We start from the raw sequence: 20657 nt of genomic DNA on the forward strand, positions 1-20657 counted from the left end.
GTTTGGAGAAAGGCGGATAACGATCATTCTGTGATTCGCCTCGTAACGTCCTGGGCCACAGAGGAACATCAGATTGACGCCTTTTTGGCGCGGCTCGCCCAACTTTGACGTCAAAGTACATGCAGTGCGGCCCGCACAGCTGATATTTTTGCGCTAGTTACGATGTGCTCAGACCTGAGTGCAAACCGCTTTGACAAGCGGAAACGACCCATGCGTTGGACGCGTGACAACTCGTAGTCAGCGTTCGTCCGCATCATGGGTCGTTGCGTTTTTAACTGCTTGCGCAGCTATAGCTGGCCGCCTGATTGATGTCTCCCGCGTTGTAGTGCGGCACCGTCGGATACGGGCAGTCAGGCAGCGTTGCTGTCACGTTGCCGTTCGTGTCGAGTTTGGTCATAGTCAGTTGACCCGGTGCGACGCCTTGCTCGACCCAGGCGATCATCGGACCAATGTAGTCGAACTGATCCGGTCCATTGCCACCTTCGACATGACCCACACCGGCCTCACGGTAGAACCGCGCATTACTGGCCGCCGACCCCGCGAGTTGCGTCATTGTCAGCCAGTTGCGGATATGGTCACGAGCCGACAGCAGCGGATCGGCGCCGCCGTGGAACGAGATCAGCTTTTTGCCCGAAGTCAGATACTGGGCGATAGCCTGAAGGCTGTGATCGGCTCCCGCGCTTTGCAAACCTGCGGCGATGACCGGATAGGCGCTATCGACATTAAAGGTTGCCTGCAAACTTCCTGCGGCAGTGGCCGGTAAGAGCCAATTGCCATTGCCTGTCGCGATCCCGGCGAATCCGCCGCCCAGCGTTGCATACGCGCCGACACCGAGCGAGCTGCCGAAGTCGGCCCAGTAGTAACCGGAATAGAGCAGCGTTCCGCTACCGGTATCCAGTGCGCCGATTTCTTGCCGGACGGTCTGCAATTGAGCCGGTGTGAGGCAGGTCGCGGCGGGCGCGCCTGCGGTTCCACATTGAAGGGGAGCGGGATCGTAGGTGCACGCGTCCGGGTTCAGTATCACGCCGTTGGCGTTCCCGCATTGTTGCAGCGCTGCCTGATAGGCCGCCGTCCATTGCGCGCTGCTGGGCATGGCGGGCGTCCCGACCTTGGAGGCCATGTTCAGCCATGCCATGGTTTGCGTCGCCATATTCATGGTTTCGGAGCCGGCGATGATGCCGTCGTAATCGCCGGGCCAATCCTGTGCGACGAGGTAAGCATTGCGGCCGCCGTTCGATGCGCCTTCGAAGTAGGTGTACTTGGGTGACTGACCGTAGAAGGCGCTAATCACCGCTTTGGCAAAATGTACGGTGGTGCCGAGCGCGGCGTACGAGTAGTCCTGTTTTTGGGTCGCATTGGTGATGAAATCGGCAGGATTGCCGTCCCGGTTGCCACCGTTTGAAGCCGTGAAAGCCATGCCGCGTTGCAGCGGTTTGGTGAGAGGGTAAGTCAGGTTGACAGATTCGACGGTTGGAATGGATCCGTCGAAACCGCCCCCGCCCTGGTGGAATAACCGGTTCGCATAGTTGTCCGGAAGATCGACCTCGATGTCGAGCGTGGTGCCGTGAGCGCCGGTCGCGCTAACTTTACAGTAGGCGGGCACATCGCCGCTCGCTTCGGTGCGCTTCGTGGCGGTGATCTGGATCCCGCCGATGGTTTGGCCGTTGAGCGTGGTGCATTTGGACGCATTGGTCTGGGCGACCGTGGGGGGTGTCACGTCACCACTTCCGCATGCAGTGACAAATACGCTGCAAAGACTGCCGATGCCCCATACCAGGTACGACTGGGTGATCCGCCTGCGCGCGCCGTCCGAGCCTCTGACATTCTGATTTGCCATTCATATCTCCTGGTTGAGGACAACAATTTTTGTTTTTATTAATTAACCGACCGGTCGGTTTTGTGAGTGAGGTGCAGCATAAGTTGTCGGAAATCGCTCGGATAGCGACGTTAACCCTGGAGAACCAACGCAGATTTGATTGAAGTGGCGCGCAGTGGGCGAACGCAGGAAGTGCGTGGGGTACAAACGCACCCCACGACGTATTGCGTGTGAAAGTTGAAGTCGACAGAGGGAGGGGCTGGCCTGGGGGCGGGGACGTGTCCAGGGTCATCGTTGCAATCGAGTAGCTGACCGCGGAGTCACTGCGGCGGCGTTGGCCACGAACCGCGTTTAACGATTGTCCAGTAGAGCCATCCGATCAAAGCCAGCGCGCAAGCCCCAAAGAGCGTTGGCAACAGCAAGAAAGACCAGCCTGGCTGAGCCACGAAGATGATGACCGGATTGCTGCCGGCCGGTGGATGGACGGTGCGTGTCAGCATCATCAGCATCGTGGCACATGCCGCGGCGGCGGCCATTGGCAGGTACCCCGGACCGAGTAGATGCAGAAATAGCAAACCGACCAGTGACGTCAGAACGTGACCTCCGATGATGTTGCGCGGTTGTGAAAACGGGCTGGCCGGAAAGCCGAACAGCAGCACGCAGGTTGCCCCGAACGACCCGAGGATCCACGGTTGCGAGGTTTTCTGCGCCAGCATGCCCACGAGAGCCAGGGCCGCGAACGCGCCCAGGCCGGCTAGCATGATGCTGCCGGCCCGGGCGTGCCGCGTCGAGGCCCCGTTGACGCCAGAGGGAGCGGCGGACGGGGAGGCCATATGCGGGGTTAGCTCTGCTTGAAGCGGGCAGCTTCTTCGGATCCCTTCGTCGCGTTGCCTGCGCTGTACGAGTGCGCGCCGACACCCGCAAGTTTGCCGCCTTGCACGATCAGGTATTCATTGCGGATCGGCCTGCCTTCGAAGAAGCACTCGAGGATTTCACGGGTGCCTGCGGCGTAGCGAGTCTGCGCGGACAGGCTGGTGCCGGAGATGTGTGGCGTCATGCCGTGGTGCGGCATGCTGCGCCACGGATGGTCGACCGGTGCAGGCTGAGGGAACCAGACGTCGCCCCCATAGCCGGCTAGCTGACCACTTTCCAGTGCTGCGGCGATGGCATCGCGGTCGCACAGCTTGCCCCGTGCCGTATTGATCAGATAAGCACCACGCTTGAAATTCGCAAGCGTCTTCGCGTTGATCATGTGCTCGGTCTCGGGGTGCAGCGGGCAGTTCAGCGTCACGACGTCGCACACTTTGGTCAGGCTCTCGAGACTGGTGTGGTGGGTGAGGTTGAGTTCCTTCTCGACCGACTCCGGCAGGCGGTGGCGATCCAGATAGTGCAGCTTCACGTCGAAGGGCTTGAGCAGCCGCAGTACGCGCAGGCCGATACGGCCGGCGGCGACGGTGCCCACGTTCATCGCCTCAAGGTCATAGGAGCGTTCGACGCAATCGGCGATATTCCAGCCGCCCCTGATAACCCAGTCATACGACGGGAGATAGTTGCGCACCAGCGCAAGCGTTGTCATCACGACGTGTTCGGCTACGCTATTGCTGTTGCAATAAGTGACCTCGGCGACCGTGATGCCCCGATCCATTGCCGCCTGCAGATCGGTGTGGTCCGAACCGATGCCGGCGGTGACGATCATTTTGAGTCTGGGTGCTTTCGCGATGCGCTCGGCGGTCATATAGGCCGGCCAGAACGGTTGCGAAATGACGATTTCAGCGTCATGCAGTTCGCGGTCGAGCACGCTATCGGCACCGTCTTTACTCGACGTCACGACCAACTGGTGGCCGTTCGATTCGAGATATTTGCGCAGTCCCAGTTCGCCCGATACGCAACCCAGCAAATGACCCGGCGTGAAATCGATCGCTTCGGGGGTTGGCGCGGTTTGCCCGTCGGGATAATGGGTGATGTCAGGAATGGTGTCACGCGCATACCGCTTCGGCATACCGTCAACCGGATCGTCATACAGCACACAAAGAACCTTGGCCATGTCGTCTCGCTCCACTCAATGCAATAGTGATCCGGCGTCAACCGTTTGACGGCCGGGTCGATGCGAGGCATCGATGAGCACAGTGTCTTTGAGGGAAGCGGGCCGGTCCAATCGTTTGGACGGATCGACTGATAACCGCTGCTTATTAAACTCCCGCTATTGCAGCGCGGCGATGTCTGCGTTGTTGAGTAATGTATCGAACGATTGCTGCAGATCGAGTCGTTCTGCCGCGCTCCACATCGCTGCAGCGAGCGGCGGTATGGACGGAGAATTGCGCGTGATCAGACCGATCTCGCGTGTCAGTTCGGGCAGCAATGGCGTTGCGTTGACGCTGGTCCGGGTGTCGAGCACGCTTAACAGGCTGTGCGGCAGGATGCTGTATAGGCCGGCATGCTGGACGTTCGAATACAGTGCGAGCAAGGAATCCGTTTCGAGCACGACGGTTGGTTGAACGCCGGCGCTGCGAAATGCCGCGTTGATGACCTGGCGATTCTGCATCGTAGTGCCCAGCAGGCAGAACGGCAGTTCGCCAAGCGCGTCCCAACGGTTCAGATCCAGTCTGGCAGGCGAGTCAGGAGGGGAGAGCAGAAAGTAACGCTCGCTATACAGTGGAAGAACCGCAAACCCCGCCTGGACGCGATTATCCAGATACGTGAACCCGATATCGAGTTCATAGTCGTCCAACTGGCGAAGGATCGTGTCCGCACTCAGCGAGCGCGCGGCGTATCGGATCGCGGGGTGATCCGATCGGCACGCGCCCAGCAACAAGCCCACAATGGGCATCGTCGTGGGAATGACGCCGATGCGGATCGTGCCGGTCAGCCGCACCTGGGCGGCCGATGCGTCCTGCCGCATATTTTCGAGCGCGGCGAGCGTCTGGCGGGCCCATCCGAGCACCCGTTCGCCTTCTTCGGTGAAGCCAAGAAAACGCCTGCCGCGCCTGACGATGACCAGACCCAACTCTGCTTCAAGGCTTCGGATCGCGGAGGAAAGCGCGGGCTGCGAGACATGGCTCAGTTCGGCAGCCTTGGCAAAGTGCTGCTCTTTCGCAAGCGTAACCAGATAATGAAGTTGACGGATGAACATCGCGCTCCCGGGTACCGGCAGATGCCATTTGCACATGCCGGCTTCGTTATATCACAAGGAATATAACGAACTCGCCACGCACTGTGCTGGATCATGTGATCATGACCGCGTGCCACACACCCAGGCATGAGTGCAGTCGGATGTCGGGAGAAAAGACCACTATGCCGACCAGGATTGAATCAGGGTTTTCAGCCACATACCGGCGCATGCGCAGAGTGCTACGCTGCGCCGAGAAAATCAGCAGGTGGGTTTGCAAATGATGCGAATCGAGACAGGGGATTTTTCCACCAACGGGATCGAGCTACGAGCCGACATTGCCGGCAGCGGTATGCCGGTCCTGCTCTGCCACGGATTCCCCGAATCGCGGCATTCCTGGCGCCATCAGGTGCCGGTGCTCGCCGAAGCGGGATACCGTGTGATCGCGCCTGACATGCGGGGATATGGCGGCAGCAGTGCCCCCGAAACGATCGAGGATTTTACGATCCTGCATCTGGTGGGCGACATGGTCGGGTTGCTCGATACGCTTGGGCATCCGAAAGCCGTGATCGTCGGTCATGACTGGGGTGCGGTCGTTGCCTGGACGGCAGCCATGTTGCGGCCTGACCGGTTTATCGGCGTCGCCGGACTTTCGGTTCCGTTCATCCCTCGCACTTCTTCTCCGCCGCTCGCGACCCTGCGCCGCCTGGGGCGGGCGCACTTCTACTGGCTCTGGTTCGAACCGCGGGGTCGCGCCGAGGCGGAGCTTGACGCTGATCCGGCGGAAAGCCTCCGCCGCATTTACTGGGGCCTCTCTGGCGGCGCGCCCGAGCCGCTCTGGAACGGCATGGTCGCCGGGAGCGGATTTCTTGCTACCTTCCCGGCGCCCGCCGGTCTGCCGGATTGGCTGACGCCGGAGGACCTTAGCCTGCAAACAGCGGCTTTCGCCCGTGGCTTTCGTGCGCCACTCGACTGGTATCGCAATCTTGACCGGAATTGGGGATTGCTCGGCGCCTTTGCCGGCGCACGCATCACACAACCGGCGATGTTCCTCGCGGGCGCGCGGGACCCTGTGCTGAATTGGCGACGTGACGCCTATACGGCTCATTCGGAGAACTTGCCGGGCCTTGTCTCCAGCACACTGCTCCCCGGCATCGGCCATTGGATACAGCAGGAGGCGCCGGAAGCAGTGACGGCAGCGCTCCTCGACTTCCTGCGGACATTCAATACATCGGACTACTAGCGGATCGTCACGCCGTTCGTCAGGCATTGCATGAACGTGTAGTTCGTCCAGATCCTTAAAACATGCTTCGGGTCGGTGCCGTCGGTCAGATCTGGTGCGTCGTTCTCGTAGTTGACGTTCAGGTATGTATAGCCCGTGTACCCATTCCAGTTGGGCATCGGCCGGTGTATCCAGCTCCGGCTTGTTAGCGCGCCAGCAACGAAACAGTTGCGATGCCGAGGACGGTCATCAGGAGCGACGCGCCCACATGAATGGCGATCTCGCCTGCTGCCCAGCCGAGCCGTCCGTCCTGCAAGCGCTGTACGACTTCCGCTGAGAATGTCGAGAAAGTCGACAGGCCGCCCATCAAGCCCGTGATGACGAAGAGCCGCCATTCGGGCGCGATCTGCGGCGCCCGCGCGAATCCCGCGACCGCGACGCCGATGACGTAGCCGGCGATCACGTTGGCGGCGAACGTGCCGAGCGGCAAGCCGGCGAACAGGCCGTTCAGACGGATACCGAGGAACCAGCGGAACAGCGAGCCGAGTGCACCACCGATGCCGACGGCGAGAATGGACCAATACATGAAAATTGCCCTGGCGAAGCGAAAAGGTCGACAAACCGGGCTGAGCGGGGGCGCGCGATGCCGCGTCCGTCGTCATCCGGGCGAAGCAGGCATCATCAGCCACAAGGGCGGTTAAGGGAGAATGCCATCTCCAGCGCGCAAGTCTAGCATCGGCGAACCCACTGGGGGACAGGTGGGCGCGGCATGCTCGGCGGGCAACCGGATACGAAACATCCGGCGCGCCGCTAGCGGTGTGTTGCGGCTAACGTGTCAGCCGACGCTTTCGCGTTCCGGCGTCGCCGAAATCTTGTGGATCGACAGGTCCGCGCCGTTGTACTCGTCTTCCGGATCGAGCCGCAAGCCCACCGTCATGCGAATGGCCCCGTACACGAGCGTGCCGCCGAGCGTCGCCACCACGATGCCGCCCAGCGTGCCGACCAGTTGCGCCCCGAACGATACGCCGCCCAGGCCACCGAGCGCATGCAGACCGAAGATGCCGGCTGCGATGCCACCCCATGCGCCGCACAGACCATGCAACGGCCATACGCCGAGCACGTCGTCGATGCGCCAGCGGTTCTGCACGCAGGTGAACATGGTGACGAACAGCACGCCCGCAATGCCACCTGTCACCAGCGCGCCAAGCGGATGCATCACGTCGGAGCCTGCGCATACCGCGACCAGCCCGGCGAGCGGACCGTTGTACGTGAAACCGGGGTCGTTGCGGCCCGCGAGCCACGCGCTCAGCGTGCCACCGACCATCGCCATCAGCGAATTGACTGCCACGAGGCCGCTGATTTTGTCGATGGTCTGCGCGCTCATCACGTTAAAGCCGAACCAGCCGACCGTCAGCACCCATGCGCCCAGCGCGAGGAACGGAATATTCGACGGCGGATGCGCGGCAATGCCGCCGTCGCGGTGATAGCGGCCGTGGCGCGCGCCGAGCAGCAGCACGGCCGGCAACGCGACCCAGCCGCCGAACGCATGCACCACCACTGAACCGGCGAAGTCATGAAACGGCACCCCGAATACCTGGGCGAGCCAGTTCTGAATGCCGAAGCGGCCGTTCCACACGATCCCCTCGAAGAACGGATAGATGAACCCGACCAGCACGAAGGTGGCGAACAGCTGCGGATTGAATTTCGAGCGCTCGGCGATGCCGCCCGACACGATCGCGGGAATCGCCGCCGCAAAGGTCAGCAGGAAGAAGAAGCGCACCAGCGCATAGCCATTGTGCGCGGCCAGCGACTCGGCGCTGCCGAAGAACTGCACGCCATAGGCGATCGTGTAGCCGATGAAGAAATACGCGATCGTCGAAACCGAGAAATCCACCAGAATCTTGACCAGTGCATTGACCTGATTCTTTTTGCGCACCGTGCCGAGTTCGAGAAATGCAAAGCCCGCATGCATGGCCAGCACCATCGCGCCACCTAGCAAAAGGAAGAGGGTGTCGGTGCCGGTTTTCAGACTTTCCATCGATGTGTCCCGCTTATGCCAAAAAAACGGGCATTGAATGCAAGAAGCGGGCCAAATTTGTGCCTTGAAGCGTCGATCAGGTGCAAATCCGCACCGGGATGGGTTTCATGTCAGTCGCCGCCAATCGTGCGACGCGCCGGCCTTTGCACCGTGAACGGCAGTGAAAGCACAATATAAGTGCACATTGGGTCCATAACTGATCTCGTGATCCAAACATGGGCAAAACATTCGATTTTATTTACGTTTAATTCAAAAGCCTGACGTTGTATGCACATTCGCTGCAGAGGGCGCTGAATTTGGCGGAAGAAGTCTGGTCCGTGGCGTGTCGTCTTTGTCTTCCTGCCCAAAGGCCGACATAATGTGCCGTCCCCGTGCACGATCTGCCGGCCATCGACCTCCAATGCGCACGCATGAGACTGACCACTAAAGGCCTGTTGCTGATCGCGATTCCGGCCCTCTTCGAACTGGCGCTGTTGTCCGGACTGGTCAAGGCGCAGTCCGACGCGACCCAGGCGGAGCAGTGGGCCATCCATAGCGAAGACGTGCTGCGCCAGACCACCGCGATTCTCGATCCGGTGCTGGGCGAATCCGTGGCGCTGCGCGGCGCGGTGCTCGCCAACGATACCCGCTTTACGACACCGGTTACCTTGTGGATGGACGTCGACCGGCGCATCGATCAACTGGCCGAGCTGGTTGCCGATAACCCGGCGCAGGTCGAGCGCGTGGTGCAGGTGCGCCAGGCGGTGCAGGGGTACCGCCAGTGGTCGGATCGCGTTCAGGACATGCTGCATTCGGGGCGGCGGCGCGATCTGCTCGATCGTTTCCGCGAGCTGGCCTCGGCCGACGTGCTCGATCGCTTTCGTCAGCAGGTGGCGGCCTTCCAGACCGAAGAGCGGAGCCTCGACACGTTGCGCTCGAACGCCGCCGAAGCCGCGCGCGGACGGCAACAGATGCTGATCGTCGCGGCCGTGTTCGGCTCCTTGCTGTTCGTCGCGCTGGCTGTCTGGTTGTTCACGCGCGGCGTGCGCGGCCGGCTCGCACTGCTGTCCGATAACGCCGGGCGACTCGCGGGTAACGAGCCGCTAGCGCCGATCGGCCCCGGCCGCGATGAAATCGCCCGGCTCGATCTGACCTTGCATGAAACCAGCCGGCGCCTGCTCGAAGCCGAGCGCATCCAGGCGCGTTTCCAGTCCGATCTGGCGCGTCGCGCCGGTGAACTTGCGCGCATCAACGAGACATTGCGGCAACAGACCCAGGAAAATGAAATGTTCATCTACAGCGTGTCGCACGACCTGCGTGCGCCGCTGGTGAATCTGCAAGGCTTCTCGAAAGAACTGATTCGCGCATGTGACGAACTGCGCGCGATGCTGCGCCGGTCGTCGCTCGCGGCGGAACCGCGGCAGCGTATCGAACGGGTGGTGGACGAGGATATCGGTGAGGCGCTGCATTTCCTGCAGACGGCGGTGCTGCGCGCATCGCACATCATCGACGCGCTGTTGCGGCTGTCGCGTGTCGGCCGCGTCGAGTACCGGCAGCAAAAGGTCGAAGTGGGCGATATCGTGCCGCGCGTGATCGATGCGATGCAAGGGTCGATCCGGGCGCGCCGGGCGCACGTCATCGTCCACGACTTGCCGGCGGTGTGGGGCGATCCGACCGCGCTCGAACAGGTATTCGCGAACCTGATCGGCAATGCGGTCAATTATCTGGACCCGGCCCGCGAAGGCCAGATTGAAATTGGTACGACGCCGGCGCCGCCGGGCGTGCATTCACTGCGGATTTTCTACGTGCGGGACAATGGCCTGGGCATTCCGGCGATCGCGCTGCCACGGCTTTTCAACGCCTTTCAGCGTCTGCACGGCAATGTGGCGGCGGGTGAGGGCATTGGCCTTGCGCTCGTGCGGCGTGTGGTGGAGCGGCACGGCGGCCGTGTGTGGGTGGAGTCGAAGGAGGGCATGGGTACGACGTTTTATCTCTCGCTGCCCGAAGCCGGGATGCGGACGGCGCAACTGGCTGTCGAGACGCATGTCGCGTTAGCGGAGGGTGTTCACGCGGTTCGTGATGTGCGCGAAGTAGGCGCGGGCCTCGCTGATCGTGAAGGCCCTGGCCTGAACGGCGGTGCGGCGGCGCATGCCGCCAATGCCACGCCCGATATCAGTACGCGGTAATCAGTAAGCGGTAAACAGCCGGCGCGGTTTGAGCAGTTTGCTGCCGCGAATCGACCAGTAGCAGCCGCAAACGATCAGGATCGCAACGCCCGTGAGCGCCTCGAGCGGCGCGGGATGCAGGCCGGGCAAGCCGCCAGGGCGAGCAGGCCGTGTGCGACGATCAATAGCGCCCCCCACAGCGCGCACGCCGCTTGTACCAGCATACGTGTGCCCGCCAGACGTCGCGCGCGGTTTTCTCGCGACCAGTTGGCCGGTGTGCGCGCACAGAAAAAAGCAATCGCCATCAACGTGACGGCGAGAATGACGATCCAATCAGTCAGTTCCATCGAAAAAGGCTCCCAGGTCAACCGGCGACTATAGGAAAGCTTTCCGTTGCGAACTATCGGATTAGTCTCAAATGCGGGTAGGTTCAGGCGAGCGCGCATTGCCGCGAGGGCAAGGCGCTCGCCTCAGGATCAGAGTTCGATCCGCGTGCCGAGCAGCACGAGGAATTGACGCAGCCATTCAGGATGCGCGGGCCATGCGGGGGCGGTGACGAAATTGCCGTCGGTGATCGCAGCGTCGACCGGAATGTCGGCGTACTCGCCGCCAGCCAGCTTGACTTCGGGCGCGCAGGCCGGGTAGGCGGAAATGCGCTTGCCGCGAATCACGTCGGCGGCGGCCAGCAGTTGCGCGGCGTGGCAGATCGCGGCGATCGGCTTGCCCGCTTCGGCGAACTGCCGCACGAGTTCGATTACCTTGTGATTGAGTCGCAGATACTCCGGCGCGCGGCCGCCCGCGATTGCCAGCGCATCGTATTGACGGGGATCGGCGTCTTCGAACGTTGCGTTGAGCGTGAATTGATGCCCAGGTTTTTCGGTATAGGTCTGGTCGCCTTCGAAATCATGGATTGCGGTCTTGATTTTGTCGCCGGCTTTCTTGTTCGGACAGACCGCGTCAACCACGTGACCGACCGCCTGCAGTGCCTGAAACGGCACCATCGTTTCGTAATCCTCGGCGAAGTCGCCGGTCAGGAACAGAATCTTCTTTGCTGCCATCGCATGCCTCCAATTGATCAACGGAACACATCGAACGCTCAGGCAGTCTACTCCAACGCATTTGACAGAACCGCGACGGAGGCCCGATGGCGCGTATGCAGGGATGCAGGATTGCAGTTGGGCGCGCAGCGGCGTTTGCTGACCTGTTTTCGGGCAGCCCTAGCGCAGCCTGGCGCCGCTGACTTTGATGCCGCGGCGCGCGCCGCAGCTTCGGGCGCGCGGGCTCCCGGGGACTCGCCGCGGAGACCGTGATGCGCGACGGCGTATCATTGGCGCGTTTTCGCATGCGGAAGCCGCTCAATGCGGCTCACACTCAAATATGACTTTATCTATTCGTTCACCGTTGCTGCGCCGCGTCGCTGTTGTCGCCCTCGTATTCGGCGGCCTGACGGCTTGTCAGAAGAACGATGCGTCGGCACAGGTTGCCGGCAAGCTCAACGATGCGGCGCAAGCCGCCGGTCAGAAGCTCGATCAGGCGGCCAGCTACGTCGGCCAGCAGGTCGATGCGACCAAGGCCGCCACCCAGCAGAACCTCGAATCGGCGTCCGCGCCGTCGATCACGATCGATCCAGCCTCACTGGCATCGACCGCACAAGCCAATCTGCAAGGTGCGGCGAGCGCGACGAACGCGCAACTCGGCAAGGCGGCGGCGCTGACCGGCCAGGGCCTCGAGACGGCAGGGCGCAAGTTGCAGGAGTGGTCGGCGCAAAGTTCGGCGTCGTCGGCGAGCGTTTCAGCCTCTTCGTCGACGTCGAGTGATTCCAGCGATGCGCAAAAGCAGATGGACAAGTGAGATCGTGGCCTGTGCGCCGGTCCGTTTGACAGCCGGTTTGACAGCCGGATTAAATGTAATTACCATGGTTACACATTGTCGTCGCCGGGCAGGTTTGTTGTGAATACGAGTAGCCGGTTTGCGTTTGCGGTGCATGTACTCGCACTGCTGTCGTTGCAGGAGGGCGTGCCGCTCTCGTCGGAAATGATCGCGGGCAGCGTGAATACGAATCCTGCGTTGATCCGGCGTCTGTTGACCATGCTGGCCGAGGCGGGTCTCACTACCTCGCAACTCGGCGCGGGCGGCGGCGCGCTGCTTGCCAGGGCGCCTGAGGACATCAGCTTGGTCGAGGTGTATCGTGCGGTGGACGACGCACAATTATTCGCCATGCATCGCGAGGAGCCGAATCCGGCGTGCATGGTGGGGCGCAATATCCAGGTCGTGCTGCGCGGCATCATCGACGAAGCGCAGCAAGCCATGGAAGCATCGCTCGGCGCACGCACGCTGGCCGACGCCACCGCCGACGTGGTACGCGCCGAACGGACGCGTGAAAGCAAACGGCGTCCGCATGGATAACGTAGTGAGGAAGCAGTAGAGAAGGGCGCGTGTGATGTAGTCGACGCGCGTGCCTGAGAATGGACGGGGGCCCAAGCCCCTCTTTTTTCCCCATTATATGTAATCAATGTAGTTACATATAAGTTAATGACCGGAGTATCGAAATGAGCAAACAGTTGAAAATCGCGTTGTTTGGCGCCACCGGCACGATTGGTTCGCGGATCGCCGCGGAAGCGGCCCGTCGCGGACATCAGGTCACGGCGCTGGCGCGCAATCCGGCGCGCGTGCCGGCGGATGTGGCGAATCTGAAAGCCGCTCAGGCCGATCTGCTCGACGCCGCGAGTGTCAGCGCCGCGGTGCGCGGGCACGATGTGGTGGCGAGCGCTTATGCGCCGCCGCAAGACGATCTCGCGGCGCTGACCAAGGCGACCCATGCGCTCGTCGACGGCGTCCGCGCAGCGGGTCTCAAGCGCCTCGTGGTAGTGGGTGGCGCGGGTTCGCTCGAAGTGGCGCCGGGCAAGCAACTGGTCGACACGGATGGTTTCCCGGACGCCTACAAACCGATCGCACTGGCGCACCGCGACGCATTCGATTACTACCGCGGCGTCACCGATCTCGACTGGACTTTCTTCGCACCGGCCGCGCTGATCGCCCCGGGCGAGCGTACCGGCACGTTCCGCACGGGCGCGAACACGCTTCTGGCCGACGCCGAGGGCAATAGCCGTATCTCCGCGGAAGACTATGCGATTGCCTTCGTCGATGAATTGGAGCAGGGCCGTTTTGTCCATCAGATCGCGACGGTGGCTTATTGAGCCTCAACGGAGCGGGTTCGCGCGCGGCTCGTGCCCCGCGTGGCCCGTTGCGTGTGTCGTAGCGGCCGTTCGAGGGGATGACGGCGGCCCGCAAATCCTTGAATTCAGGCAAGCGTCCTAACAATCGGTTACGCATGTTCGGTTGCTGGCGGTAAAACTGCGGCTACACTGGCGTCTCCCGTTTTCTCACGGATCGCCATGCAGTCATGCCCGTTGCGGCGTGAGTCCGGGGCCGCGCCGTCCAACGGCGGCCAACCGGCGACTCACGCCGACTTTCATGTTTCGTCCAGTCATTCCGGATTCAGCGCTCGACGCGGCGTTCGCGCTCACGTCGCGGCGTGGTTCGGCGCATGGGCGGCCACGGTCTGCCTCGCGTTGATCCTCGGCATCGGGTGGATGCCCGCAACCGCCCAGGCTGCCGGCACCGGCACGCCGGTCATTCCGGCATTGCAGAGCCTGATCAATAGCGCGACGGCAACGCCTGCGTCTGCCGCCTCGGCCGCTTCTGCCGCGGAAGCGGCCTCTGCGCCGTCGCCCGCTAGCCAGGCGGAACTGGCGCGCTCGCTCGACAGCGTGATCGCCACGCTCGACAACGACCGGCAGCGCACGGCGCTCGTCGCCCAGCTCAAAAAGCTGCGCGAGGTCTCGCAAAACGTCGCGCCGCCCGCGCCCGCGCAACCGAGTCCTGGCTTGCTCGGCGCGATCGCGTCAGGCATCGCGTCGTTCGAATCCGATGTGCATCAGGGCCGCACGCCGGTGCGCTATTGGGGCGGACGCTTCAATGCGGCCGCCAACGAGCTCTACACGATCGTTTCGGGCCAGGGGAAAGAGAGCTTCGGTCGCATCGTCTTTTCGATGATTGCCATGCTGGCCGGCTGGGGCGCGTGCGCCGGCGCGCTGATTTACGTGCAACACCGGCTATACCGGCGCTTCGGTATTCTCATGGGACTCAATCCGAATCCCACTACGCGTGAGCTGCTTATCTTCGCGCTGCGCCGCGTTGGCCCGTGGATCGTGGCCTTTCTCGCGGCGCTGCTGTTCGTGCGCGCCATGCCCGATGCGCTCGGCCGCACGCTCGGCATGGTGGTCGCTTATGCGATTGTTGCGGGCGCGGTGTTCTCGGCGATCTGTCTGATCATGTTTTCGCTGTTCGGCTCGGGGCATCGGCGGGTTGCGGTGCGCCTGCTGATCGATCATGCGCGGCGCGTGCTGTTCGTGGTGGGCGTATGCGCCGCGCTCGGCGATGCGGCGGTCAACTATGACGTCGAGCATCAGCTCGGATCGAATCTCGCGGCGCTGATTTCGACGGCCGCCAACATGACGGCCGCCGTGCTGACCGGCTATTTCGCGCTGGCGTTCCGCCGGCCCGTCGCGCATCTGATTCGCAACCGGCCTTACGAGCAGCGCCACGATCACCGGGCCGCGACCGACGCGTTCGACGTGCTCGCTTCGCTCTGGCACGTGCCGGTGCTGGTGCTCGCCGCCGCATCGGTGGTGGCCACGCTCGGCGGCTCGGGATCCAGCGAAAACGTGCTGCAGATTTCGGTGGTGACCGCACTCTTGCTGGTGTTCGCATTCTTCCTGTCGGCTATCGTGTTGCGCATGACGCGCCCGCGCAGCCCGCGTGCCCGGCGCCGCTCACCGTATCTGACGCGCTTGCTGCGCTTTTGCGGGACGCTGCTGACGCTTTTTATCTGGCTGTTCTTCTTCGAATTGGCGGCGCGTTTGTGGGGGGTGTCGCTTGCGGAAGTCGTCGAGGAAAACGTTGCGGCGCGCGGGATTGCGCATGCGGTGACAGCGATCATCGCGACGGTGTTCGTTTCGTGGCTGCTGTGGATTCTGGTCGACACCGCGATTACCGAAACCCTCAATCCGGGCGGTCCGCGCAACAAGTCGCGCAATCCAAGCATGCGGGCGCGCACGATGCTGCCGCTGCTGCGCAACGTGCTGCTGGTGACGATCATGACGATTGCCGGCATCGTCACGGCGGCGAATCTGGGTATCAATGTGACGCCGCTGCTGGCAGGCGCCGGTGTGATCGGCCTCGCGATCGGTTTCGGCGCGCAGTCGCTCGTGACCGACCTGATCACGGGCCTGTTCATCATCATCGAAGACACGATTTCGGTCGGCGACTGGATCGATGTGGACGGTGGTCACGCGGGCACCGTCGAGCATCTGTCGATCCGCACCGTTCGCTTGCGCGATGGGCAAGGCGCGATTCACGCGATTCCGTTCTCGCAGATCAAGATCGTCAAGAATCTTTCGCGCGACTTCGCCTATGCAGTGTTTGAAGTGCGGATGTCGTTTTCGACCGATGTCGATCAGATCACGCAACTGATTCGCGAAGTCGGCGCCGATCTGATGGCCGACTTCCGTTATCGCCGCGAAATGCTCGGACCGATCGAGGTGTGGGGGCTCGACCGTTTTGATCCGAACTGGATGGTCGTGAAAGGGCAGATCAAGACACGGCCGTTACAGCAATGGAGCGTGGCGCGCGCCTTCAATTTGAGGCTTAAACGCAAGATGGACGAAGCCGGTATCGAGATTCCGGTGCCACAGATGCGGGTGTACACATCGTCGAAGGATAGTGAAGGACAGCCTTTGCAGGACGATGAAATGTCCGGGGTCGGGCCGCATGTGCATGGGCACGCACATGCCGAGACAGCGGGTTCGACGCGGGCCGCGCACGCTGCCGCGGCGGTGGCGCGCGATGTGTCGCACGAACCGCGTCCGGCGCCGCCGCCGACCGGGCAGACCGCGCCGATCCCGCCGCAGATTCCGACGGCAGGCGAGGCGGGCGGCAAAAGCTGATTGCGCTACACGCGGGTTTCAGACGAGCGCGGGTGCGTCGGCTGTGCGCACGATGTCGTTGACGTGCGTGGCGATCTGCGCACCCGCGACACCGTAAATATGCAGCGAGACAGCGGGCGCGTCGCTGCAATTTCCCAGCCGGTGAATGCCAGCCCTGCCGCCGCGCACAAACGACACGGCGCCGGTATTGCGCGCTTGTGTGCGGGTGGCGCTTGCACAGTGCTGTGCGCCATTCCATTCGAAGACTGTTTCGCTCAGCGTGCCGTCGAGCACTGCGTAGCCGCACCACGTGTGATGCGCATGCACCGGACTCGCCTGGTGTGGCTGCCACACGAGCGCAGCGATCGCATAGCGGCCATGTGGGTCGGCGGCCAGCAGATGACGGCGGTAATTTTCAGCGGAGCCTTCGCGCTGTGCCGGTGTGAGCAACCCGGGATTCGCCGCGGCTTCGGCAAGCGCGATGCGCATGCTGCGCGCGAAGAAGGTCGAATCCGACGGCTCGGGGAATTTCACACAGGCTTCGAACATCGCGTCGAGCGCGTCGCACAGATGCGCGAGCGGCGCGCTGCGATGCGCGCTCGAGGGCGTTTCATTCGCCGCGGCAAACTGTGCGGCGTTGACAGAGGAACGGGTGACGGGTGCTGAACGGAGGTCTTGGCTCATGATCGCTGCGCAGCGGTATGGCTGCTTATCGGCTATTTTTGGATAGACATATTTATACCCGTTTGCCTGGAGAAAGAGTTTCCATATAATTCCCCCTAGAGTCATAAAAGTAGAATAATTTCCTATGGAGGTGTGATGATGGGAATGGATATTATCGATCGGAAGCTGCTCGAACTGCTGCAGGAAGACGCAACCATGCCGATCGCCGAGCTGGCACAGCGCGTGAATCTGTCGCAAACGCCTTGCTGGAAGCGCCTGCAGCGTCTCAAGGAGACGGGCGTGATTCGCGCGCAGGTGGCACTGTGCGACGCGCGCAAACTGGGCGTGGGCACGACCGTGTTTGTCGCGGTGCGCACGAACCAGCACACCGAGGCTTGGGCGCAGACTTTTACGCGTGCGGTGCAGGAGATTCCGGAGGTGGTGGAGGTGTACCGGATGAGCGGCGAAACCGATTACCTGCTGCGCGTGGTGGTGTCCGATATCGACGACTACGATCGCGTCTACAAGCTATTGATTGCCGCTGTGCCGCTGTATGACGTGAGTTCGAGTTTTGCGATGGAACAGATCAAGTACTCGACGGCGCTGCCGGTGCGGCCTTCGGCGGTGGTGGAGGGGCGCTGACTGCAAGCCGTGTGCAAGCTCAGTGGGCGTAGAATGCCGCCTTCCCAGACACTATCCGCGACTGCCTCGCGAACCGAGCCCGCCTCATGAACAAACCGCCGCGCAAGAAGAACCCGACCTTTGGCATTGCTGTTTTCATCGTGGTCGCGGTACTGCTGGTGATCGCCACGCTCTTCTATAACGCCATCACCGAAAAGCGCGATTTCGACCGCGAGAACGCGCCGGCGCCGACCATTTCATCGGACGCTGCGGCTGCGACGGTAGCGAAGCCCACAAGCGACGCCGCGCAATAAGACGGCCCGAGTGAACGATGGTCCGGCATCGTGCCGGATTTGGCCGCGACGCCTGACGCAACGTTGATAGCTGGCGTGCACAGAACGCTAGCCGCGAGCACGCCGCACACGACAGGCGCGGCTCCTTATCGCAGCCCTTGTCGTTTCACTCTTCCGGCAGGCGAATCATGCTCGCATCCTTGCGAATCAGTGCCGACGCCGTCAGCATCTGCTTGCACTGATGCGCGAGCAATTTCATGTCGTGCACGGCGTCCGCCGAGTGGTCCGGCGACTTCTCCGTCTCGACCACCATCGCATCCAACTCACGTGCCAGCTGTTTGACCTGCTCGCCCTGATCGGCGGCAGGCGCGCTCCCGGCTTCGGCTTCGGTCAGATTGTCGCGGATCGCGCTCAGCGCGCGTTGCAACGGCTGTAGCGAAACGCTGTCTGCCTGCTGCGCGGAGGTGCGCAGCAACGGCGCGGCCACTGTGATCTGCGAGGCGAGCACGTGGCTGCGCACCAGCAGATCGTTCAATTCCGGCACGAACTTCTGTGCGGACTTCGGCTCGAGCATCATGCGCTGGAAGGCCTGGCCCAGATTGGCGAACGCCACGTGGACGTTCTTGCGCGCGAGCCGGTAGCGATAATCGCGATCGAGCGCTGTGGCAGCGGCTACGGCGGCAGGGGACGCGCCACCGGTCGGCTTGGCGGTCGCGTTGCTTACCATGGTGGTGCCGGCGTTGCTTGCACCAATGGTCGCTCCGGCGTTTATACCAGCAGTCTCACCAGCGTTTGCGCCAACTTTGGGAGCAGCGTTGCCGCCCGCATTCGCTCCGGCGTCTGCCGCTGCGAGCGCCGGTCTGGCGAATTCGATCGCCGGATCAGCCATCGCCGCAGCGGGTGCAAACGCACCGGCTTCGGTTACCGTAGCGACAACCGCGGCAGCCGGTTTGCCGCTCCACCACCAGCTCGCCTCCAGATACTGCCGCGTCGCATTGATCATGTTGTTGACGAGCTTGCCCATCAACCGGTATTCCCAGTAGGGGAACAGGTGGCTCGCCGCAATCGCAATCGCGCAGCCCACCACGGTGTCGATTGCGCGTTCGCCGATGATGCGCATGCTGCCCGGCGCGAGCAGATGGAACATGAGCAGCACATACGAGGACGTGAACACCACGCTCGCCGTGTAATTGAACAGCAACAGGCTGTAGCTCATCACCATCGACGCGAACATCACCACCATCAGGATGTGCGGTTCCTTGACGAAGATCATCAACGCGATGCTTGCCGCACAGCCGATCAGCGTCCCGATTATCCGCTGCCCGTTGCGCTGCTTGGTCAGCGAATAGCCGGGCTTCAGGATGATGACCGTGGTCATCACGATCCAGTATGCGTTGGTGAGCGGCAGCAGACGGCCTAGCCAGAAACCCACGGCGACCGCAATCGTCACGCGCAGCGCATGGCGAAAGCTCGGCGAGGCCATCGTCAGATTCGAGAAGATTTGCCCGAACGGCACGCGGCGGCTCGATACGAAACGGGAAAGCGCCTGGTCGAGGCGCAGTTCGGTCTCGGTCGCGCTGGGATCGCTTGACAGGCTTTTGCGCATCTTGTCGATCAGACGCGTGGCGCTCCAGATGCGCCGGAACGTGGACGATATCGCCGAATAAGCCTCAGGATTTTTGGCCGCCAGGTCCTGCTTGCGCATCAGTTCGATCTCGAACTCGATGGCGCGCAATTCGGCTTTTACATTCACGCGGATACGCGGCGGCTGGTTTTGCAATACCGCGAGCCCAATTTCTTCGAGATCGGCTGCGGATTTGCGAATCAGATCGCGGTAAAACACCAGTAGGTCGGAGCCGCCAAACGTGTTGCGTACCAGCGAGTAATCGACATGTGTGCCGACGAACAATTCGTGCAGATCGACGGTATTGATGAACAGATTGAACAGCATCGCCCGGCGCGGTTCGAGCCGGCCGGCTTTCAGTTTGGGCAGATTGCGCAGCACGATGTCGCGTGCGGCGTCCTGACGCTCGACTGCGGTAATCTGCTTGTCGACCAGATTGCGATAGCACTCGTCGAGATCGTTATCGAGATCGTAGAAGGCGGCGCGCGCGAGCAGATAGTCCGCGCACGCGAACACGCTTTCGGCGAGCGCCTGCTGTTCGATGCGATGCATCATCCAGCGGCTCACGAAGGTCGACCAGTACGTGTACCAGAGACCGCCCACCAGAATCCATGACGCATTGACGAGCGCCTGCATCGGCGTGAAACGATCTTCCAGCGTCATGATCATCATGAACAGCGTGGCGAAGCTGATCTGCGGCCAGCGGTTGCCATACACGACGATCAACGAGAGCACGAAGGTGAGCGGCACGACCGTACACCACAGCGCCACCGGGTTGACTGTGGCAAGACCGGTGGCGAGCGCGGACAGGAAGCCGATCAACGTGCACGCCAGCATCTCGTTGTGCTTGTACTTGAGCGGCCCCGGCATATCGACCACACATGCGCCGAGTGCGCCGGTCGCGATCGTGAAGCCGAGTTCGCGGTCGTGAAACACGATCAAACACAGTATGGCCGGTAACGACACGCCGACTGCGATGCGCAGGCCGCCATAAAAGTACTGGCTGTAGAGGAATTTTTTTATTTCAACCGAATAGCGCATCGACTGCCTGGATTCCATTCACTGAGAAAACGCGGTTGAAAAGGTCGACCCAGGGGCCGACCCGGGGCAGACCCAAACTGCCGTCGAGTCTAACTGATTTTG

Annotated in this window: 18 protein-coding genes, 1 pseudogene and 1 riboswitch; of the genes and pseudogenes, 8 read left to right on the plus strand and 11 right to left on the minus strand. The window is 62.2% G+C overall.

Annotated elements, in window-relative coordinates; genetic code table 11:
* Positions 1–271: 271 nt before the first annotated feature.
* The 4 genes from PQR40_RS19675 to PQR40_RS19690 all read right to left on the minus strand — a co-directional run bounded on the left by PQR40_RS19675 (position 272) and on the right by PQR40_RS19690 (position 4982).
* Entirely contained in the window at positions 272–1837 is a 1566-nt protein-coding gene (locus tag PQR40_RS19675; RefSeq protein ID WP_408509697.1) for a tannase/feruloyl esterase family alpha/beta hydrolase, read from the minus strand.
* Between the two features lie 299 nt (positions 1838–2136).
* Positions 2137–2649, minus strand: coding sequence for an HPP family protein (locus PQR40_RS19680; RefSeq protein WP_459252660.1), 513 nt, complete (start codon positions 2647–2649; stop codon positions 2137–2139).
* Between the two features lie 8 nt (positions 2650–2657).
* Positions 2658–3860 carry an NAD-dependent formate dehydrogenase gene (locus PQR40_RS19685; RefSeq protein ID WP_408232823.1) on the minus strand — a complete coding sequence of 401 codons (1203 nt, stop codon included), beginning with the start codon at positions 3858–3860 and terminating at the stop codon, positions 2658–2660.
* 156 nt (positions 3861–4016) lie between these two features.
* Entirely contained in the window at positions 4017–4982 is a 966-nt protein-coding gene (locus PQR40_RS19690) for a LysR family transcriptional regulator (RefSeq protein ID WP_408509698.1), read from the minus strand.
* A gap of 220 nt (positions 4983–5202) precedes the next feature.
* Between PQR40_RS19690 and PQR40_RS19695 the strand changes: the two genes are divergently transcribed.
* Positions 5203–6165, plus strand: a complete 963-nt coding sequence (locus PQR40_RS19695; protein WP_408509699.1) for an alpha/beta fold hydrolase — start codon at positions 5203–5205, stop codon at positions 6163–6165.
* Here the strand turns inward: PQR40_RS19695 and PQR40_RS19700 are convergent.
* The 3 genes from PQR40_RS19700 to PQR40_RS19710 all read right to left on the minus strand — a co-directional run bounded on the left by PQR40_RS19700 (position 6162) and on the right by PQR40_RS19710 (position 8182).
* Positions 6162–6323, minus strand: coding sequence for a hypothetical protein (locus PQR40_RS19700; protein ID WP_408232814.1), 162 nt, complete (start codon positions 6321–6323; stop codon positions 6162–6164). The two genes, PQR40_RS19695 and PQR40_RS19700, sit on opposite strands and share 4 nt — an antisense overlap.
* Before the next feature lie 26 nt (positions 6324–6349).
* Positions 6350–6730 carry a fluoride efflux transporter CrcB gene (gene crcB, locus PQR40_RS19705; protein WP_408232811.1) on the minus strand — a complete coding sequence of 127 codons (381 nt, stop codon included), beginning with the start codon at positions 6728–6730 and terminating at the stop codon, positions 6350–6352.
* Positions 6731–6809: 79 nt separating this feature from the next.
* Positions 6810–6871, minus strand: a riboswitch (Fluoride riboswitch).
* A 108-nt stretch (positions 6872–6979) separates the two neighbouring features.
* Positions 6980–8182: an ammonium transporter gene (locus PQR40_RS19710; RefSeq protein WP_408509700.1), complete on the minus strand. Its 1203-nt coding sequence runs from the start codon at positions 8180–8182 to the stop codon at positions 6980–6982.
* A 410-nt stretch (positions 8183–8592) separates the two neighbouring features.
* Between PQR40_RS19710 and PQR40_RS19715 the strand changes: the two genes are divergently transcribed.
* Positions 8593–10347 carry a sensor histidine kinase gene (locus tag PQR40_RS19715; RefSeq protein WP_408232802.1) on the plus strand — a complete coding sequence of 585 codons (1755 nt, stop codon included), beginning with the start codon at positions 8593–8595 and terminating at the stop codon, positions 10345–10347.
* Here PQR40_RS19715 and PQR40_RS19720 read toward each other — a convergent pair.
* Together PQR40_RS19720 and PQR40_RS19725 are read right to left on the minus strand one after the other, a co-directional pair.
* A pseudogene (locus PQR40_RS19720) lies at positions 10348–10673 on the minus strand (hypothetical protein).
* A gap of 129 nt (positions 10674–10802) precedes the next feature.
* Complete coding sequence (locus tag PQR40_RS19725) at positions 10803–11384, minus strand: DJ-1/PfpI family protein (RefSeq protein ID WP_408232796.1); 582 nt, start codon at positions 11382–11384, stop codon at positions 10803–10805.
* A 319-nt stretch (positions 11385–11703) separates the two neighbouring features.
* Between PQR40_RS19725 and PQR40_RS19730 the strand changes: the two genes are divergently transcribed.
* The 4 genes from PQR40_RS19730 to PQR40_RS19745 all read left to right on the plus strand — a co-directional run bounded on the left by PQR40_RS19730 (position 11704) and on the right by PQR40_RS19745 (position 16334).
* The gene (locus PQR40_RS19730) at positions 11704–12177 is read left to right on the plus strand and encodes a BCAL1086 family glycoprotein (RefSeq protein ID WP_408232793.1); all 474 of its coding nucleotides are present in this window, start codon (positions 11704–11706) and stop codon (positions 12175–12177) included.
* Positions 12178–12276: 99 nt separating this feature from the next.
* On the plus strand, positions 12277–12732 hold the full coding sequence (locus tag PQR40_RS19735) for an Rrf2 family transcriptional regulator (protein ID WP_408232791.1): 456 nt from the start codon (positions 12277–12279) through the stop codon (positions 12730–12732).
* Positions 12733–12875: 143 nt separating this feature from the next.
* Complete coding sequence (locus tag PQR40_RS19740) at positions 12876–13523, plus strand: NAD(P)-dependent oxidoreductase (RefSeq protein ID WP_408232789.1); 648 nt, start codon at positions 12876–12878, stop codon at positions 13521–13523.
* Positions 13524–13721: 198 nt separating this feature from the next.
* A complete protein-coding gene (locus PQR40_RS19745) occupies positions 13722–16334 on the plus strand; it encodes a mechanosensitive ion channel family protein (RefSeq protein ID WP_408509701.1) in 2613 nt (870 codons plus the stop codon).
* Between the two features lie 18 nt (positions 16335–16352).
* Here PQR40_RS19745 and PQR40_RS19750 read toward each other — a convergent pair whose 3' ends face one another.
* Positions 16353–16862: a cysteine dioxygenase family protein gene (locus PQR40_RS19750; protein WP_408509745.1), complete on the minus strand. Its 510-nt coding sequence runs from the start codon at positions 16860–16862 to the stop codon at positions 16353–16355.
* 273 nt (positions 16863–17135) lie between these two features.
* On the opposite strand from PQR40_RS19750, the gene PQR40_RS19755 reads away from it, so the two are divergent.
* Both PQR40_RS19755 and PQR40_RS19760 read left to right on the plus strand, forming a co-directional pair.
* Positions 17136–17618, plus strand: a complete 483-nt coding sequence (locus tag PQR40_RS19755; RefSeq protein ID WP_120305114.1) for an Lrp/AsnC family transcriptional regulator — start codon at positions 17136–17138, stop codon at positions 17616–17618.
* A gap of 86 nt (positions 17619–17704) precedes the next feature.
* Positions 17705–17911 carry a hypothetical protein gene (locus PQR40_RS19760; RefSeq protein WP_408232783.1) on the plus strand — a complete coding sequence of 69 codons (207 nt, stop codon included), beginning with the start codon at positions 17705–17707 and terminating at the stop codon, positions 17909–17911.
* Between the two features lie 145 nt (positions 17912–18056).
* Here PQR40_RS19760 and PQR40_RS19765 read toward each other — a convergent pair whose 3' ends face one another.
* Positions 18057–20555 carry an FUSC family protein gene (locus tag PQR40_RS19765; RefSeq protein ID WP_408509746.1) on the minus strand — a complete coding sequence of 833 codons (2499 nt, stop codon included), beginning with the start codon at positions 20553–20555 and terminating at the stop codon, positions 18057–18059.
* Between the last annotated feature and the right edge of the window lie 102 nt (positions 20556–20657).

Source organism: Paraburkholderia sediminicola (genome assembly GCF_046026855.1).
Lineage (GTDB): Bacteria > Pseudomonadota > Gammaproteobacteria > Burkholderiales > Burkholderiaceae > Paraburkholderia > Paraburkholderia sediminicola_A.